The following is a 17,733-nucleotide window of genomic DNA, read 5'->3' on the forward strand; positions in this document are numbered from 1 at the left end:
TCATCTCTCCCGGGTGACGATCTTTCCCTGCGCCGGGCCGACCAGCCTGCCTTGGCGCACGATCTCGCGACCGCGCAGGAAGACATTGGTGAGCCGCGCCTTGACGGTCCAGCCGTCAAAGGGCGTATAGCCGGCCCGCGACACCTGATCGGCATTGGCGATCGTGGTGGATTGGCGCGGGTCGAGTACCAGCAAATCGGCATCGTAACCGGCGGCGATGCAACCCTTGCGCCGGCCGAGGCCGAAGCGCTCGGCCGGATTGCGGGAGCACATGCGCACCAGGTCGGGCAGGGCGATGAGCCCTTCGTCGACCAGTCGCAGCATGGTGGGAAGCAGCGTCTGCAATCCGGGCAGCCCGCCTGGAATGTCGGCGAAAGCCGGGTAGGCTGCTGCCTTCTCGGCCGGCGCATGCGGGGCGTGATCGGTGGCGACGATGTCGATCAGTCCAGCGCCCAGCGCGGCGCGCAGCGCGTCGATATCGTGCGGAGACCGCAGCGGCGGCGAGGCCTTTAGATTGGCGCCTTGCGCCCCGTAATCCTGCGCCGTGAAAAACAGGTTCTGCGGCGTCGTCTCGACGCTGGCGTCGGCCATGCTGCGCAGCCGGCTCCAGGTCTTGACACCCAATTCGGAATTGATCTGCCGGACGTGGATCCTGGCCTGGGCCGAGGCGGCTGCGACAAGGGCGCGAGCGATGCCGCCGGCTTCCGCCAGCGGCGGCCGGCTGTCCAGGAAGGCCGCGATGGTGCCCGTGCGATCGCGCGCCATGCTGCCGGTGAGGATCGATTGATCGCCGGGCGAGATGCCGATCAAGGTGTCGGCGTCCGCGAACGCCTTGAGCGCTTCGGCGACGGCGTCGAGCGTTTCGAACAGAAAGGCTTCCGGCACATCGGCGGTGAACAACTCGAACGAGACGGGTGCCAGGTCGAGCAGGTGAGGGACAAGCGAGAGGTCGCGGCTGACCACGGCCTGCAGGCCGACATCGACATGGAGACGGCCTTCAGCGATCGCCATCTTGTCCGCGAGTTGCTCCGAGGTGGCCGTCCACGGCTCGTCGGTCGGCATGTCGAGCACCGTCGTCACGCCGCCGAGGGCCGCGGCATGCGTTCCGGAGGAAAAATCCTCCTTGTGGGTCAGCCCAGGCTCGCGCAGATGCGCATGCGCATCGACCAGGCCGGGCAGCAGGAAGCTGCCGGATGCGTCGACGACCGTCCTGGCTTCAGCAGATTCGCCCGGAGCGATGAGTGCCGCGACCTTGCCTGCGGCGATGCCGACGTCGGTGCGGCTGAGGCCATCGGCGCTTACCACCGTCGCTCCGCGGATCAGCGTCTCGAACATCAGCTGCGCTGTTCGAAGCGTGCGTGGTTCGCGTGCCAGAAGCGTGCAATGTCCTCGCGACGCATGAAGGCGGCGCCGTCACTCTTCTGAACGTGCTCGATCACCTCGCGCAGGCCCGAAGCCCGGTTGGGCTGGCCCATCCAGCGGGCGTGGATGCCGATCGTCAGCATGCGGCCGCCGGCCTCGTCGGCTTCACCGAGCATATAGTCGATGGCCGAGCGGCAGTCCTCGGCGAAGTCGCGCGGATTGCTGTAGCCGGGCGCCACCAGATAGCGGCTGTCGTTGAGCGTCTTGGAATAGGGAACGACGAGGATCTCCGTGCCCCGGTGGTCGAGGAAATAGGGCAGGTCGTCATTGCAGGGATCGGAGTGGTAGAGGAAGCCGCCTTCGTCGACCAGCAGGTCGCGCGTGTTGACGCTTGGCAGCGAGCGGCAGTTCCAGCCAAGGGGACGCTTGCCGAGCAGCTTCTCGTAAAGCGCGATCGCTTCATGCAGATGGCGCTCTTCCTCGCTGAGCTCCATCGTCGTGTAGTCGATCCAGCGCAGGCCGTGGCCGAGCAGATCGTGCCGACGGTTCTTCATCCATTCCACGAAAGGCGGGTTGCGCTCCAGCGCCACGGCGCAGGCGGAGATGGTGACCGGGATGTCATAGCGGTCGAACAGCCTGGCCAGGCGCCAGACGCCGGCGCGGCTGCCATATTCGAAATGCGTCTCGGTGCCGAGGTCGCGCACCGGCGGGCTCGAGGCAAGGTTGTATTCGCCCCAATTGTCGTTGCGGCCGTCTTCCGCCCAGGAATATTCCGAGCCTTCCTCGTAGTTCAGCACGAGATTGATGGCGAGCTTGACGCCGCCCGGCCAAACGACGAACGGTGGGTGCGGGCCGTAGCCGACAAAGTCGCGCGGCTGCCGCGCTTGCAGCGGATCGATCGGCATCGGTCATCCTCCTTCGACTTGGTTTGGCTCAGCTTTCGTTGGCGGCAATCCAGTCCATGTAGTCGTGGAACGCTTGCCTGCCGGGACGCGGCCGCCAAGTGGTGTCGCGCAGGATGCGGGCGATGTCATAGGCGCCCCACATGCCGCCTTTCAGTCTCACATCCTGGACGATATTGGCGTCATCTCCGGGCGTCACCTCGGCCTTCAGTTCCGGCACGCGTTCTCTTGCCCAGCCGATGATCTCGCCGATGGTCTGGCTGGAACCGGAGCCGATGTTGTAGTGGCGGTAATTGAGGTGCTGAGCATCGATCAGCGCCAGGATCGCGGCGGCAACGTCGGTCGAGGCGACATAATCGCCGACGGGCTCCAGGCTGTTCGGCCGGATCGTCTCGCCGGCCAAAGCCATGTGCGCGACGCGGTTGGGGACATGGCGAAAGTTGCGGCTCTCGGTCGCGCGGTCCATCGGGCCGTAGACGGAAGCAAGCCGCACCGAGACCGCCGACAGGTTAAACAGGTCGGCATAGCGGTTGGTGACCATCTCGGAGGCGAATTTCGAGATGCCGTAGAGCGTCAAAGGCGCGACATAGCCGTCTTCGGGCAGCGGCTCGCCGCTCCAGTCAGGCCCGTTGTGGCGGTAGACGGAACCGGAACTGACATAGACGAAGCGTTTCAGGTCGGGATTCGTGCGCGCCCAGTCCAGCATCCGCACGGTGCCCATGAGATTGACGTCGACGATGCGGGCCGGGTCTTCGGCCTCCGGCTGGCGTTTTGCTTCCGAGGCGCTGCCGCGCGAGATCGGCGTGATCGTCGCGCCATGCACGATTGCCGTGATGCCTTGCTCGTCGAGCGTCGCGGACCAGGCCGCCGGGTCGAGGATGTCGGCGGCGATCACCGTGAGCCGATCGCGCACCGGAGCGAAATGCCTTTCGGCCGCGGCGTCGAGGCCGGACCGGTCGAGGATTACGGCGCGGGCCAGAGGGTCACGGTCGAGCCATGCGCGCGCGACCACGCTCATGACGAAGCCGGTGCCGCCGGTGACGAGCAGGGTCATGGGAACTCCTTTGAAAACACGGGTTCAGCGCGTCGCATAGCCGCCGTCCACGAGCATGTCGGATCCGGTGACGAAGGATGCATCGGAGGAAAGCAGGAAAGCCGCCGCCGCGGCGATCTCGTCGGGCTCGGCGATGCGGTTGAGCAGATGGGCAGGACCGAGGCCGGCATTGGCTGCTTCGAAATCGGCAAACCGGCGCAGCAGCCGTGTCGTTGCCACGGCGCCCGGCGAAAGGCTGTTGACGCGGACCCTTTCGGCCGCGTGATCGACGGCCATTGCCTTGGCGAGGTGGATCAGCCCGGCCTTGGCGGCGCAATAGGCGACGGCCCTGGTGGTGGCGACACGTCCGAATTGCGAGCCGATGAAGACGACCGAGCCGCCGCCGCTGGCCGCGATCAGCGGCACGGCGAACTTGCTCATCAGGAAGGCGCCGGTCAGGCCGACATCGATCTCGTGCCGCCATGCGCTTTCGTCGAGGTTGACGACGGTGGCGCTGGTCGAAGGCGCGGCGGCATTGTGCACCAGCCCGTCGAGCCGGCCGAACTTTTGTTCCGCGAAATCAACGGCCGATCTGGCGGCGTCGATCTTCGTCACGTCGCACTGGCAAGCGGCCGCGGAAGACCCGAGCGCTTCGGCAAGTTTTGTCGCCGGCTCCAGATCGTAATCGGCGCAGACGACCTTCGCGCCCTCTACAATGCAGCGTCGGGCAATCGCCGCGCCAATGCCGCTCGCCGCACCGGCAATCAGGATGACACTGCCTTCAAGGCGATTCATCGCTTTATCCATCATCAGACCCGCTCCTCGATCGCCTGCATGGCAGTCAGCGTGACTGGACGGCGCAGAAGATTGTAGCAGGCGGCTAAAGTCACCAGCACGGCGCCACCTCCCAGAAGCAGGAACATGGCCGGCGCGCCCATATGCTCCATCAAGCCGGCGGAAATGCCGGGCGTCGCGACATTGCCGATCGAATAGAGCAGGAGCAGCGTGCCGGAAGCGCCGACCATGTGCCGGCTGTGCAATTGCGAGGCGCCGAACGCCATCGCCACGGGATAGACGGTCAGCGCCGTGCAGCCATAGACAAAGAACAGCACGAAGAGCAGCGGCACCGAAGAATTGCCGACCCAGGCGATCATGGCGCAGAGCGTGACGGACAGGACGCCTTGGATAAGCAGTATGATGCGCCGTTCAAATCTGTCCGACAACCAGCCGACGGGCGTCTGCGCGAGCATGCCGGCGATGCTTATGGTCGTGACCAGTCCGACCGTCGTTGCCGCCGACAGCCCGATCTGCGTGCCGTAGATCGGCGTCAGGACGAAGATGTTCATGTTGGTGATGCCACCCTGGAAGATGGCAACGACCGTCACCGGCGCCAGCCGGAAGAGCGCCAGCGGGCCAAGCCGTTTGACCGGCCTTGCTGAACTCGTGTGCTCCGGATCGGCGGCCGGCAGCGCCGGCCAGCGGCCGCCGAGGAATTTGGAGATCAACGCCAGAAGCACGGTCACCGCCGCGACCGGAAACAGGTGCGGCGACTGCGGGCCGACCAGGCCGACAAGGAGCTGCCCGAGCAGCACCGCGATCGCCGTCGTCAGCATGTAGAGCGAGAACAGCGCGCCGCGATTGTGCTGCTCGGCATAGAGGTTGATCCAGCTTTCGCAGACCACGAACAGCGACGCCATTGCCATGCCGCCGAGCAGGCGGAAGCAGATCCAACTCGGCAGGAAGTCGGTAAAGACGAAGCCGCAAGCCGCCAGCAGCGCCAGCCCCAGGATCACCACGAAGGTCCGCTCGTGCCCGTACTGGGCGACAGCCGGGCGCGTGACCAGGCACCCGATGAGGAACCCCACGGGATAGGCGGTGAGCACGATCTGTACGACTTGCGGAGAAATGCCGGGCTTGCCGAGATGAAGCGAGACGGCGGTGGTCAGCATGGCGCTGCCGATGCAGGCCAGGCAGATGCCGACCATGATCGGCAGCATGGCGCGGGACCGCTCTGCATTTTGCCAGAACCGCGCCGCGGATTGAGCGATCGACCTCATGGATGCGGCTGCGGTGGCTCCCTGGCGGCACCGTTGACCGACGGCAGCCCGAACGGAAGCTACACTCTGCCGTGACTGCCACAAACGAAGATTGGCGCGGCTATGGCCATAATTTTTTTGGCCATGCCGGCGAAGGAAAGCGGCATCTCGGCGCGCGGCGGGCTTTACAGCCGTTTTGCACCCTCCTTACCATAGGCAAAGGCCAAAAGCCTGGGAACCAGCGGAAGGGAACAGCATGACGATCGAACGCCTCGAAAACGGACCGCGCTTCTGCCGGGTGCTCCGCTACAACGGCACCGTCTATGTGGCCGGCCTGACCGCGGATGACCTTTCCGGCGACACCACCAGCCAGACCAAGCAGATCCTCGCCAAGATCGACGCGCTTCTGGCCAAGGCCGGCAGCGACAAGTCGAAGCTGCTCAGCGCGCAGATTTGGCTTAGGGACATCGCCGATTTCGAGATGATGAACACGGCCTGGGACGCCTGGATCGACAGGAGCGCCATGCCGGTGCGCGCGACGGTGGAAGCGCGCCTTGCCGGCGACCAGTATCGCGTCGAGATCATGGTGACGGCGGCTGTCGGCTGAGCCGGTCGGCGGGGGTACGCCAATGCATGAGCTGGCGATCAAAGGCGGGCGCGTGGCGCTCGACGACGGCTGGGCCGAGTGCGACATCGGCATCGATTATGGCCGCATCGCCGCCATCGGCAAGGGTCTATCCGGCAACAGGATGATCGACGCCAGCGGGCAATGGGTGATGCCGGGCGGTATCGACGCGCATTGCCATCTCGACCAGCCGGTCTGGGGCGGAGCGGGCAATGCCGACGATTTCGAGTCGGGCACAATCTCCGCGGCTTTCGGCGGAACGACCTGCATCGTTCCGTTCGGCATGCCTGGACAGGACATGACGACAGTCGGCGCCATCGACCGCGCGCTGGAGCGTGCGGCGGGACGCGCGGTGATCGATTACGGGCTGCATGCCGTGGTCACCATGGGCACCGGCGCGGATGTCGAAGCCCAGCTCAACCAGCTAGCCGGGCGCGGCATCGCCTCGGTCAAGCTGTTCATGACCTATCAGGGTTTTGCCGTCGACGACGACCTGTTCTTCAGAGTGCTGGATACCGCGAGGGGCCTTGGCTGGATCGTCATGGTCCATGCCGAGAACGACGCCGCGATCCGGCGCACGCGCCAGCGGCTGATCGATCTCGGCCGCACCGATATCCGCTACCATGTGGTCGCGCACAGCGAGACGATGGAGCGCGAGGCCACGCATCGCGCGCTGGCCTTCGCCGAGATGACCGGCGCGCGCATGACCATCGTCCATGTCTCGTCCTGGCAATCGGCGGAGGAAGTGGCGCGGGCGCGGGCGCGTGGTGTCGATGCCGTTGCCGAGACCTGTCCGCAATATCTCTTCGTCGGCGCTGCCGATCTCGACCGCCCTGCGGTCGACGCGGCGCGCTTCGTCTTCTCGCCGCCGCCGCGCTCGCCGCGCAGCCATGAACATCTGTGGCAGGAGCTGATCAATGGCGGCATCGACCTCTGGTCGTCGGACCATTCGCCCTACTATTTCGCCGACAAGATCGGCCGATCCGAGACGCCCGGCTTCACCACGACGCTGAGCGGCATTCCTGGTATCGAGACGCGCCTGCCGCTGCTGTTTTCGGAAGGGCTGCTGACCGGCCGCCTGACGCTCGAACGATATCTCGACCTCACCTCGCGCAATGCTGCCTCGATCTATGGCTTCGCCCACGCCAAGGGCAGCATAAAGGTCGGGCTCGACGCGGATCTGGCGCTGTGGGATCCGACGGCGCGCTGGACACTCGGGCACAAGGCGCTGCATTCGCGTGTCGATTTCACGCCCTATGAGGGCAGGAGCGTCACCGGCAAGCCGACCACCATTCTGGTGCGCGGGGTGCCGGTGGTTGCCGGCGGCAAATTGCAGGCAGCGCCCGGGTTCGGGCGTTTTGTGGCGCGGACCGCCGCCGATCCGGCGCATCTGAGAAAACCAGTCGAGGATTGGACACCATGGCTCGATGCTTGACCATTGCCGTTTGCCAGACCGGCCCGATCCAGCGCAGCGCCACGCGCGCCGAGACGGTCGGGCGGCTGGTGCATCTCTTGGAGAAAGCTGCTGCGGCAGGCGCCGAGATCGCGGTGTTTCCGGAAATGGCGCTCACCACTTTCTTCCCGCGCTGGCGCATCGACGACCAGAGTGAAATAGACGCGTTCTTCGAAGCCTCGATGCCGGGGCCGGAGACGCAGCGGCTTTACGATGCCGCCGCGCGCCTGAAGGTCGGTTTCGCGCTGGGCTATTGCGAGCTGGCGCATGAAGAGGGGCGCACCCGTCACTTCAACACGATGGACTTGGTCGGGCCGGACGGCGCATTCATCGGCCGCTACCGCAAGATGCATGTGCCGGGCTCGAGCGAGCCGGAGGCAGGCACCACAACGCATCTCGAACGCCGCTACTTCGAACCGGGCAATCTCGGCTTTCCGGTCTTCGACTATCGCGGCGTTCGCGTCGGCCTCGCGATCTGCAACGACCGCCGCTGGCCGGAAACCTATCGCATGCTCTGCCTCAACGGCGCCGAGGTGGCGCTGCTCGGCTACAACACGCCGCTGCTGCTCGATGAAGCGCCCGCGCTGGCGCATCTGAGGATGTTCCACAACCATTTGCCGATGCAGGCCGGCGCCTACCAGAACACGCTCTGGATCGGCGCCGCCGCCAAGGCCGGCCTGGAAGACGGGCAGGCGCTGATCGGCGGCTCCTGCATCATCGCGCCGACCGGCGAGATTGCCGCGCAGGCAATGTCGCTCGACGACGAGGTCATCGTGCATCGCGCCGATCTCGATCTGATCGAGGTCTGCCGGAAGGTGAATTTCAACTTCGCGCTCTATCGCCGACCGGATCAGTACAAGCGCATCGCGGAACCGGTCTGAGATCGGCATAGCGATGGGCCTAACCGAAACCAGGACGCCGCCCTCGATCGAACCGCTTTCGCTCAGCGAGATCGTCGAGAACGGTCTTTGCATCGGCTGCGGCCTCTGCCGGTCGATCGCCGGTGCCGGCGACGTCGAGATGGTGATGACGCCGGAAGGGCGCGAGCGGCCGGTGGCGATGCAGGCGCTGGACAAGCCGACATTGGCAAAGATCAACGCCGTCTGCCCGGGAACGCGCATCGCCGGTCCATCGCCGGCACAAATGGATGAAGCCGCGTTGACGAACACGGTATGGGGACGGGTCGAGCGGCTTGTGCTCGGCTCCGCCGCAGATCCCACGGTGCGATTTATCGGTTCCGGCGGCGGGACGCTGACGGCGCTCGGGCAATTCCTGCTGAGCTCCGGTCGGGTCAAGTTCGTGCTCCACGTCGCGGCGTCGCGTTCCATGCCGATGCGCACGGAACGCCAGCTGAGCTTCGACCCCGCCTCGGTGCTCGAAGGCGCCGGCTCGCGCTATGGGCCGGCGGCGACCCTGGTCGATTTCAACGACATTCTCGATCGCGGCGAGCCCTTCGCGCTGATCGCCAAGCCTTGCGACATCACCGCCGTGCGCAATCTGGCGCGGCTCGATCCGCGCGTTGACGAATATATGCGCTATGCGCTCGCCTTCGTCTGCGGCGGCGCCTCGGACCTGACGAAGTCAGAGCAGGTGCTGCAGCGCTTCGGATTGAGCGAGGACGAGTTGGCGCTCTTCCGCTACCGGGGCCACGGCAACCCCGGCCTCAACCGGATCGAAACCGGGGACGGCCGCGCCTTCGAGATCAGCTACCGGCAGCTCTGGGAAGACGAGGACAAATGGATGATCCAGCCGCGCTGCAAGATATGCCCTGATGCGATCGGCCAGGTGGCGGATATCGCTGTCTCCGATGCCTGGCTGAATGGCGGACCGGCCGTCGAGGACGAGGCGCTCAACGGCATCATCGTGCGGACAAAGCGCGGACTGGAGCTTTTCGATGCCGCGGTCGAAGCCGGCGCGCTGGAGATCAAGCGCGAGACCGGCATTGCCGAAATCGGCGAATTGCAGTCGCATCAGGTGCGCAAGCGCCGCGCGGTCTGGGCGCGGCTCAGAGGCATGGAGATTGCCGGCAAGCCGGTGCCTTTCGTCACCGACCTCTCGTTGAGGAATTGCGCCCTACAGAACTCGCTGGCCGAGAATCTGGCCGAAGGGCGGGGCGCACGCGACCGTGCCAGACGTGGACGCCTCGGCGAGCCGCCTGCCGTGCCGCGCAAAGCAATTTTGAAGGATGGCCGTCCATGAGCGAGCAGACCGAAGTCATAATCATCGGTGGTGGCATGGCTGGCGCGGGCGCTGCTTTCGAGCTTTCGCGCGGCAGGAAGGTCGTGCTGCTCGAGCGGGAGAGCCACTGCGGCTATCACACCACGGGCCGCTCGGCCGCGAGCTTTACCGAAAACTACGGCAACGGCGTCATCCGCCGCATCGTGCTGGCAAGCCGGGCGTTTCTCACCGAGCCGCCGACGGGTTTTTGCGACTATCCGCTGCTCAGCGAGCGCGGCATGATCACGGTGGCGCGCGCCGATCAGCTCGACCTCTTGCGTGAGGACCTGGCGGCGGCGCAGGCCCTGGTCCCCTCGATCGTCGCGATGACGCCGGACGAGGCGATCGCGCGCGTGCCGGTGCTGCGCCGGGATTATCTCGCCGGCGCCTATATCGAACCGCATTCGATGGACATCGACGTCAACGGCCTGCACCAGGGTTTTTTGCGCGGCGCGCGGGCGCGCGGCACGCGCATCGTCACCAAGGCCGGGGTGAGAGGCATCGGCCGGCACGGCGGGCAATGGCGGGTCGAGACCGAAGCTGAGACATTCCTCGCGCGGCTGATCGTCAACGCGGCCGGCGCCTGGGGCGACGAGATCGCGATGATGGCCGGCGTCCGTCCTGTCGGCCTCGAGCCGAAGCGCCGCACCGCCTTCAACGTTCCGGCGCCGGCCGGCCTCGATATCGCCGACTGGCCGCTGGTCAATGATGTCGGCGCGGAATTCTATTTCAAGCCGGATGCCGGGCAGTTGTTCGTCTCGCCGGCCGACGCGACGCCGTCGGCGCCGATGGACGCCTATGCCGAAGACATCGATCTCGCGATCGGCGCCGAGCGTCTCGAACGGGCGACCACGATCGAAGTGCAGCGCGTGTCTCGTTCCTGGGCAGGCTTGCGGACCTTCGTCGCCGACGGTTCGCCGGTGGTCGGGCCCGATGATGAGTTTCCGGATTTCGTCTGGCTGGTCGGGCAGGGCGGCTACGGCATCAAGACCTCGCCGGCGCTGTCGCGCGTCTGCGCCAGCCTGATCGCCGGCGGCGGCCTGCCGGACGACGTCGCAAGGCAGGGTGTGTCTCTTGCGGAACTCACGCCGCATCGGCTGCGCGGCGCTGGGTCCCAATCCAGGCAGGTCGCGTCATGAGCCATGGCGTGTTGACGGTCGGCGGCAGGCTGGCCGGGCGTCTGCTGGAAACGCTCAAGCAAGCCACGACCGATGCGCCGGGGATTACACGCGTCGCTTACGGACCGGGGGAGCGCTTCGCCCATGATCTCGTGCGCGCGGAAGCGCAAAAGCTTGGTGCTGTTGCGCGCACCGATGCCGCCGGCAATCTCTATTTGACGCTAAAAGGCCGTGACCCTGACCTGCCGGCGATCGTCGTCGGCTCGCATCTCGACAGCGTGGCGCATGGCGGCAATTTCGACGGTGCGGCCGGCGTCGTGGCCGGCCTGGCGGTGATGGCCGAACTGATCGGGCAGGGGATCCAGTTGCCGCGCGACCTGATCGTGCTGGCGACGCGCGCCGAGGAAGCCGTCTGGTTTCCGCTGTCCTATCCGGGCAGCCAGGCGGCGCTTGGCCTGCTGGAGCCGCGGGCGCTCGAAGCCAGGCGCTCCGACAGCGGCCGCACGCTTGCGGAGCACATGCTGGAGGAAGGCTTCGACCCAGATGCTGTGCGGCGCGGCGTGCCGGGGATTGATGCTAGCCGGATCGCGGCCTTCGTCGAAGTGCATATCGAGCAGGGACCGCGCCTGGTCGCCGCCGGAGCGCCGGTCGGTATCGTCACCGGGATCGCCGGCGGCTTCCGCTATGTCGATGCGAAATGCCTCGGCGCCTATGGTCACTCCGGCGCCGAGCCGCGCTTCGCTCGGCATGACAGCGTGCTTGGCTTTGCCGATCTGATCGCGGGTTTGGAGGCGGAGTGGGACGCGCTCGAACGCGAGGGGCATGAGGCCACCATCACCTTCGGCCGCGTGCAGTCCGACCCCACGCAGCATGGCGGCAGCCGCGTTCTGGGCGAGCTCGGTTTCACGCTCGATGTGCGTAGCGCGGAAGCAGCCGTTCTCGATCGAATCGAAAATCGGCTTCAGACCATTTTCGCTGAGGTCGGCGCCAAACGCGGTGTCACCTTCGAGGCCGGGCCGCGCTTCACCTGGGAGCCGGCAACCATGTCGCCGGCGCTGATCGCAAGGTTCGACCGCGCCGCCACAGAATTGCAGATGAGAGCCCCGCATGTGCCGAGTGGGGCGGGGCACGATGCCGCGACCTTTGCCGGCGCGGGCATCCCGACCGCGATGCTTTTCGTGCGCAACGAGAACGGCAGCCACAATCCGCATGAAGCGATGGAGATCGCCGACCTCGACCAGGCGATCCGGCTGCTTCTGCGTTTCGTCACCGACTTCGACAACTCTCCGGACCAGTCATGAATCTCGCCGCCACCGCCTTGCTCATCATCGATCTGCAGAACGAATACCGCCCCGATGCGGCCTGGCCGGTCATCGGATATGACGCGGTGCTCGCCAACGCCGCCGCGCTGATCCAAGCCGCCCGCGAGGCGGGCGTGCCGGTCATCCATGCGCAGGCCTGGGTGAAGCCGGAAGAGCGTGAAGGCTATGCGCGGCAGGAAGAAATCCTCACCGAGGAATTCCGCTCCGCTGTCGCGGGCAGCGACGGCGCTTCGATCTGCACCGAGGTGGCGGCGCTGCCCGGCGACATCGTCATCCACAAGCATTGGCCGAGCGCCTTTCGCCGCACCGATCTTTCGAAGCGGCTCGCCGCGCTCGGCATCGAGAACTTGATCGTCGCAGGCGTGCTCACCGACAGCTGCGTGACAGAAAGCGTCTTCGACGCGGTCTACCAGGGCTTTCGCGTCTGGCTCGTCAAGGAAGCCTGCGGCAGCATGACGGAGGCGATGCACCGTACCGGCATGCTCGACATGGCGAACCGGCTCTACGGGGGCGGCATCCTGCGCATGCCGGAGGTGCTGAAGGCGGCCGCCGGTCAACCATTCGACGGCTGGCAATGCACGCGGCCGGTGGAGTTCGCCTACACGCTGGAGAGCGTCGATCGGCTCTATGAAGCGCTGTGATCGGCGCCGCAGCCGCAGGCGCCCCTGACAACCATCTTTGACGACGAGGGCTTGAGAACCGCGCCGGGCAGCGCTCCGGTCGCCCTGCCGCCGCGCCAGACCGATACGCCGTTGACGAAGACATGCTCGATGCCGGTGGCGGGCCGGCGCGGCTCATCGAAAGTTGCGGTGTCGATGATCGTCTCCGGATCGAAGATCACGAGGTCGGCGAAGTTGTCTTCGGCCAGCAGCCCGCGCCGCGCGATGCCGAATTCCCGCGCCGGCAGCCCGGTCATGCGGAACACGGCTTCCTCCAGGCTGAACAGGCCGACATCGCGAACGTAGTGTCCGAGCACGCGCGGAAACGTGCCCCACAGGCGCGGATGCGGGTGGATGTCGTGTGGCAGACCGTCCGAGCCGATCATCGTGCGCGGATGCGCGATGATGTTGCGGACGTCGGTCTCGTCGAGCTGGAAGTAGACCGCGCCCGCCGGCAGCAGGCGCTCGCCCGCCTCGCGCTCCGTGCAGTTCCATTCGCGGGCAATGTCGGCGATCTCTCGCCTCGCCATCTCCGGATGCGGATCGGACCAGGTGATGAGGATCTTCAGACCGGTGTCGCAGCGCTCCAGCCGAAGCACCGTCGAGCTTGCGGCATAGGGATAGACATCCATGCCGATGTCCATCGTCTCGCGCGCCCGGTCGATCCTTGCCAGCGAGGGCCGGCTCTTGCCGAAATTGGCGCGGCCGGTGCACTGATGATGCGAGATGAAAAGCTTGCCGCCGGCATGGCCGGCGATCTCGATCGCTTCCTCGATCGCCTCGTCCATGGTCTCGAAATAGTTGCGGGTGTGGGTGACATAGGGGCCGCCGAGCTGGGCAGCGGTCGCAGCCAGCGCCTTGACCTCCTCTGTCGATGAGTTGACGGCCGGCGGATAGTCGAGCCCGGTGCTAAGCCCGAATGCGCCTTCGGCCATGGCCTCTGCCACCGCCTCTTGCATCAACGCTGTTTCCGCTTCATTGGCCGAACGGTCGGTCACCTGCATGCAGCGCTGGCGCAGCGTGGTGTGGCCGACAAGCAGGGCCGCGTTGGTGGCGATGCCGCGTCGTTTCAGTTCGGCGACATAGTCGGCGAAGCGATCGAAGCGAAAATTCTCGCGGCCGCCGACCAGTGTGAAGGGTGGCGGCGGTGTCCTGTCGAGCAGCAGCGGCGCGAGGCTGACCCCACAATTGCCGGCAATCACCGTCGTCACGCCCTGGCTGATCTTCGGGTCCATGCCGCGCGGGGAAAGCAGGGCGCCGTCGTCATGGGTGTGCACGTCGATGAAGCCGGGCGCGACCACCTTGCCCCTGGCGTCGATTTCCTCGACGCCTTGCGCGTCGTCCAGCCGGCCGATCGCCGCGATCCTGTCGCCGGTAACGGCGACGTCGGCCCCGAAGGGTTTCGACCCGTCGCCAGCGATCAGCGTCGCGCCACGGATGACGAGATCATAGGGCATCAAGCAGTTTCCAACTCTTTTGTTGGAGCATGATCTTTTCCGAAAACCGGTTCCCACTTTTTTGCGTTCGCTGACCTTCGGTTCGGGACCATGCTCTAGCCTTCCGGATTGGCGGCGATCTCCTCGCGGCGGCGCGCAACATAGGCGTCGAGCTCCTCGCGGATCGCGGCATCCATGACCGGTTCCTCGTAATCATGGAGCGCCTGCTGCCAGAGTTCGGTCGCCCTTTCCAGCGCGTCCTTGCCGCCGGCTTCCTCCCAGGCGCCATGGTTCTGCCAATTGGACAGCATCGGTTGGTAGAAGGCGGTGGTATAGCGCGACATCGTGTGCTCGGCGCCGAAGAAATGGCCGCCGGCCGGCACCGACTTGATCGCCTCGAAGCCGAGGTCATCCTCCTGGAACGGCAAGGGCCGCAGGAACTCCATCACGTTCTGCAGGATCTCGACGTCGAGGACGAGCTTTTCGTAGGACGCCGTCAGGCCGCCCTCCAGCCAGCCGGCCGCGTGATAGATCAAATTGGCGCCGCCGAGCACGGCGCCCCAGGTCGCCATCTCGGTCTCGTAGGCCGCCTGCAGGTCGACGACATTGGAGGCATTCGCATTGGAGGTGCGATAGGGCAGATTGTAGCGCCGCGCCAATTGCCCGGCGATGATGTTGGCCTTGGCGTTTTCCGGCGTGCCGAAAGCCGGGGCGCCCGACTTCATGTCGACATTGGAGGTGAAGGCACCGTACATCACCGGCGTGCCCGGGTTGACGAGCTGCGTCAGCACCACGCCGAACAACGCTTCGGCGTTTTGCTGGCAAAGGGCTGCGGCAAGCGTCACCGGCGTCATCGCGCCCATCAGCGTGAAGGGCGTGACGGTCACCGGCTGGCCGTGCTCCGCCATCGCGATCAGCCCTTCCGCCATCGCATCGTCGAACAGGCGCGGCGAGTTGATCGAGATGATCGTCGTCACGCCGGGCGAGGCCCGCATCTCCTCGACGCTGATGCCGCGCGCGATCGCCATCATGTTGATGCCGTCCATGGCCCTGGCGCGGCCGATCGCGGTGCAATGGAAGGAGAGGTCACTCAGCATCAGGTTTGCGTGATAGGTGTCGAGATGGCGCTCGTTGGCCGGCAGCTCCATCGGCGCCACCACCTGGTTGCCGATGATGTGGATGGCGTTGAAGTGGTGCGCCAGCCGGATGAAGTTCTGGTAGTCGGGGAGATTGCCCTGGCGGCGGCCATTGATCCGGTCATGCACGTTGGGCGGACCGGCGACCAGTCCGAAGACCAGCGAATTGTCGCCGAGATGGACCTGCTTTTCAGGGTTGCGGCTGGTCAGCGTGAAGGATGATGGAACCGCGCGCAGCGCCTCGGTCACCAGGCTTTCATCGATCCTGATGGTCTTTTCCTCGCGATCGACGATGGCGCCGGCCGCGGCGAAAAGGTCCATCACCTTCTCGCTCATGACGCGGATGCCGAGCTCCGACAGGATGCGCATCGACGTCTTGTGCAGTTGTTCCATGCGGTCGTCATCGAGGAGCTGCATCGGCGGGTAGGGGTTCTTCACACTCTGCCACGGCAGCTGCGCGATGCCGCCGCCGCTGCGTCCGAGCTTCGATCTGCGGCCGCCGCCGCGCCTGTCCTGTGTCATCGGACTACTCCCTCCCGGCCTTCAATAGCCGCGTTCCGGATTGACTATATTTTCCAGCGGCTCGCCTTTGCGGTAGCGCGCCAGATTGTCGGCGAACATGCGCACCGACTTGATGTCCCAGCCGTCATAGACCGCCGCGCAATGCGGCGTGACCACGACATTGTCGTAGCTCCAGAGCGGATGCTCCGCAGGCAGCGGCTCGGTTGCGAAGACGTCGAGCGCCGCGCCCTTGATCCGCCCGTTGTCGAGCGCGCTCAACAATGCGGCTTCCTCGACGACACCCCCGCGCGAGATGTCGATGAGGACGGCCGACGGCTTCATCGCGGCAAAGGCGGCCTCGCCAAGCAGGCCGCGGGTGGTGGGCAGCAAAGGCACGCAGCAGACGATGAAATCGGCGCGGCCAATCAATGCCAGCAGCGCGTCGGGACCATGAACTTCGTCCAGCGACGGCATCGGCTTTGGCCGCGCACGGATGCCAAGCGTACGCATGCCCATCGCCTGCGCGCGGCGCGCGACGGCCTCGCCGGTCTTGCCGAGGCCGACGATGAGGACGGTCTTGCCCTCGATCGGCTCGACGCGGCCGCCGCCCCATTGGCGAGCCTCTTGCCGACGCTCGAAGCCACGCAGGTCGAGCGAGAAGGAGAGCATGGCGCCGAGCGCATATTCGGCCAGCATGCCGGCCGCGACGCCTGCGGAATTGGTCACCGTCACCCGCGTCGGATCCCAACGCCCGAGATGGTCGGTGCCGGAACCGCCGATCGACACCCATCTCACTGTCCGGCTCTCGGTGAGGGCCTGGCGCGGGAAGCGCGGCGTCCCGTCGAAGCGGATGGAGTAGACCACCTCCGTGGCGGTCCGATCGATCAGCGCTGGAAGGCCGGCATAGGTGTCGCAGGGATGAACCTCGAGGTCCGGATGCGTTTCGGCGAGCACGGCAAGCGCGCTGGCCGGCTTGTCAGTGTGCAGGATGACGGTTGGGCGCGCCGACATCGCGACCTCAATTGCGGCCGATATGATCAGCGGCGCTGCCGAGCGCGGCAAGCAGAGCCTGCCCGTTCTCCAGCGTCGCATTCTCATGCGGGGCGCGCAGGTTCAGCCAGCGCCTGTCACTGGTGCGGACCGCAAGCACCGCCTTCATCGCCGGGATCAGGCCGGCGTCCTGAATCACCTTCCTGAACGCCTTGATGGCGGCATCCGCCTCGGTGACATCCTCGCCTTTGCGGGCCGCGTCGTAGAGGCGGCGGATGGCGGCGGCGTTCAGATTGACCGTCGCCGAAATGCAGCCGGCAGCGCCGCTGGCGAGACCCTTGATGAGCTGCGCCTCGGAACTCGGAAAGACCGAAATATCGGGCGCGGCTGCGATGACGGCGGCGGTGTTGTTCCAGTCGCCGGCGCTGTCCTTATAGGCGACGACGGTGTCCGGAAAGGCCTTGCTCAGCCTGGCTGTCAGCGCCGGGCTGACCGGCACGCCCGAATTCTGCGGGATGTGGTAGAGGATCACGCGCATCGAAGGCTTTGCCACTTTCTCGATCAACTCGCTGTAATAGCGTGCCTGCCCGTTGTCGCCGGCGCCGGTGTAGAAGAAGGACGGCAGCACCATGACCGCGGCGCAGCCGAGGCCGACGGCATGCGCCGACAGCTCGATCGTTTCGGGCAGCGCGGTGACGCCGGTACCGGGCATCAGCCGGCTTGGCGCGATGCCGGCCTCGACCAGCCATTCCAGCGCTTGCATGCGCTCACTGAGCGACATCGACAGCGCTTCACCTGTCGTGCCGAAGGGCGAGAGGAAATGCGCGCCCTGGCCGAGTACCCATTTGGCGTGGGATATCCAGAGATCGCGCGCGATGCGGCCGTCGTCTTCGAACGGCGTCAGGATCGGGGCGATGGTTCCTTGCGGGCGGGTCATGAATTT

General features: G+C 66.0%; 16 protein-coding genes. 7 read left to right on the plus strand and 9 right to left on the minus strand.

Annotated elements, in window-relative coordinates; genetic code table 11:
* Genes RFM98_RS01265 through RFM98_RS01285 form a run of 5 tightly spaced genes read right to left on the minus strand, consistent with a single transcriptional unit; the run spans nucleotide 1 to nucleotide 5,354 of the window.
* Entirely contained in the window at nucleotides 1-1,335 is a 1,335-nt protein-coding gene (locus RFM98_RS01265; RefSeq protein WP_320307133.1) for a dihydroorotase, read from the minus strand.
* A complete protein-coding gene (locus RFM98_RS01270; RefSeq protein ID WP_320307134.1) occupies nucleotides 1,335-2,267 on the minus strand; it encodes an allantoinase PuuE in 933 nt (310 codons plus the stop codon). Before RFM98_RS01270 ends, RFM98_RS01265 begins: the two co-directional genes overlap by 1 nt.
* Nucleotides 2,268-2,295: 28 nt before the next feature.
* The gene (locus RFM98_RS01275) at nucleotides 2,296-3,318 is read right to left on the minus strand and encodes an NAD-dependent epimerase/dehydratase family protein (RefSeq protein ID WP_320307135.1); all 1,023 of its coding nucleotides are present in this window, start codon (nucleotides 3,316-3,318) and stop codon (nucleotides 2,296-2,298) included.
* A 24-nt stretch (nucleotides 3,319-3,342) separates the two neighbouring features.
* On the minus strand, nucleotides 3,343-4,092 hold the full coding sequence (locus tag RFM98_RS01280) for an SDR family NAD(P)-dependent oxidoreductase (RefSeq protein ID WP_320307136.1): 750 nt from the start codon (nucleotides 4,090-4,092) through the stop codon (nucleotides 3,343-3,345).
* A gap of 14 nt (nucleotides 4,093-4,106) precedes the next feature.
* A complete protein-coding gene (locus tag RFM98_RS01285) occupies nucleotides 4,107-5,354 on the minus strand; it encodes an MFS transporter (RefSeq protein ID WP_320307137.1) in 1,248 nt (415 codons plus the stop codon).
* A gap of 235 nt (nucleotides 5,355-5,589) precedes the next feature.
* On the opposite strand from RFM98_RS01285, the gene RFM98_RS01290 reads away from it, so the two are divergent.
* Genes RFM98_RS01290 through RFM98_RS01320 form a run of 7 tightly spaced genes read left to right on the plus strand, consistent with a single transcriptional unit; the run spans nucleotide 5,590 to nucleotide 12,709 of the window.
* Nucleotides 5,590-5,940 carry a RidA family protein gene (locus RFM98_RS01290; protein WP_112099073.1) on the plus strand — a complete coding sequence of 117 codons (351 nt, stop codon included), beginning with the start codon at nucleotides 5,590-5,592 and terminating at the stop codon, nucleotides 5,938-5,940.
* A gap of 22 nt (nucleotides 5,941-5,962) precedes the next feature.
* Nucleotides 5,963-7,393 carry a dihydropyrimidinase gene (gene hydA / locus RFM98_RS01295; RefSeq protein WP_320307138.1) on the plus strand — a complete coding sequence of 477 codons (1,431 nt, stop codon included), beginning with the start codon at nucleotides 5,963-5,965 and terminating at the stop codon, nucleotides 7,391-7,393.
* On the plus strand, nucleotides 7,378-8,292 hold the full coding sequence (locus RFM98_RS01300; protein WP_320307139.1) for a nitrilase-related carbon-nitrogen hydrolase: 915 nt from the start codon (nucleotides 7,378-7,380) through the stop codon (nucleotides 8,290-8,292). Before hydA ends, RFM98_RS01300 begins: the two co-directional genes overlap by 16 nt.
* Before the next feature lie 13 nt (nucleotides 8,293-8,305).
* Nucleotides 8,306-9,610, plus strand: a complete 1,305-nt coding sequence (locus RFM98_RS01305) for a Coenzyme F420 hydrogenase/dehydrogenase, beta subunit C-terminal domain (protein WP_320307140.1) — start codon at nucleotides 8,306-8,308, stop codon at nucleotides 9,608-9,610.
* A complete protein-coding gene (locus tag RFM98_RS01310; protein ID WP_320307141.1) occupies nucleotides 9,607-10,767 on the plus strand; it encodes an NAD(P)/FAD-dependent oxidoreductase in 1,161 nt (386 codons plus the stop codon). Before RFM98_RS01305 ends, RFM98_RS01310 begins: the two co-directional genes overlap by 4 nt.
* Nucleotides 10,764-12,047, plus strand: a complete 1,284-nt coding sequence (locus RFM98_RS01315) for a Zn-dependent hydrolase (protein ID WP_320307142.1) — start codon at nucleotides 10,764-10,766, stop codon at nucleotides 12,045-12,047. The genes RFM98_RS01310 and RFM98_RS01315 overlap by 4 nt, the downstream gene beginning before the upstream one ends.
* Nucleotides 12,044-12,709, plus strand: a complete 666-nt coding sequence (locus tag RFM98_RS01320; protein WP_320307143.1) for a cysteine hydrolase family protein — start codon at nucleotides 12,044-12,046, stop codon at nucleotides 12,707-12,709. Before RFM98_RS01315 ends, RFM98_RS01320 begins: the two co-directional genes overlap by 4 nt.
* On the opposite strand, the gene RFM98_RS01325 is transcribed toward RFM98_RS01320, so the two are convergent.
* The 4 genes from RFM98_RS01325 to RFM98_RS01340 form a co-directional block, all read right to left on the minus strand.
* Complete coding sequence (locus RFM98_RS01325; protein WP_320307144.1) at nucleotides 12,694-14,184, minus strand: N-acyl-D-amino-acid deacylase family protein; 1,491 nt, start codon at nucleotides 14,182-14,184, stop codon at nucleotides 12,694-12,696. The genes RFM98_RS01320 and RFM98_RS01325 overlap by 16 nt on opposite strands.
* 95 nt (nucleotides 14,185-14,279) lie before the next feature.
* Nucleotides 14,280-15,821, minus strand: a complete 1,542-nt coding sequence (locus RFM98_RS01330) for a trimethylamine methyltransferase family protein (RefSeq protein WP_320307145.1) — start codon at nucleotides 15,819-15,821, stop codon at nucleotides 14,280-14,282.
* A gap of 21 nt (nucleotides 15,822-15,842) precedes the next feature.
* Entirely contained in the window at nucleotides 15,843-16,811 is a 969-nt protein-coding gene (locus tag RFM98_RS01335) for a D-2-hydroxyacid dehydrogenase (protein ID WP_320307146.1), read from the minus strand.
* 7 nt (nucleotides 16,812-16,818) lie between these two features.
* Nucleotides 16,819-17,727 (minus strand): dihydrodipicolinate synthase family protein, encoded by a 909-nt coding sequence (locus tag RFM98_RS01340; protein ID WP_320307147.1) that lies wholly within the window; start codon nucleotides 17,725-17,727, stop codon nucleotides 16,819-16,821.
* Between the last annotated feature and the right edge of the window lie 6 nt (nucleotides 17,728-17,733).

Source organism: Mesorhizobium australafricanum (genome assembly GCF_033977265.1).
Classification (GTDB): domain Bacteria; phylum Pseudomonadota; class Alphaproteobacteria; order Rhizobiales; family Rhizobiaceae; genus Mesorhizobium; species Mesorhizobium australafricanum.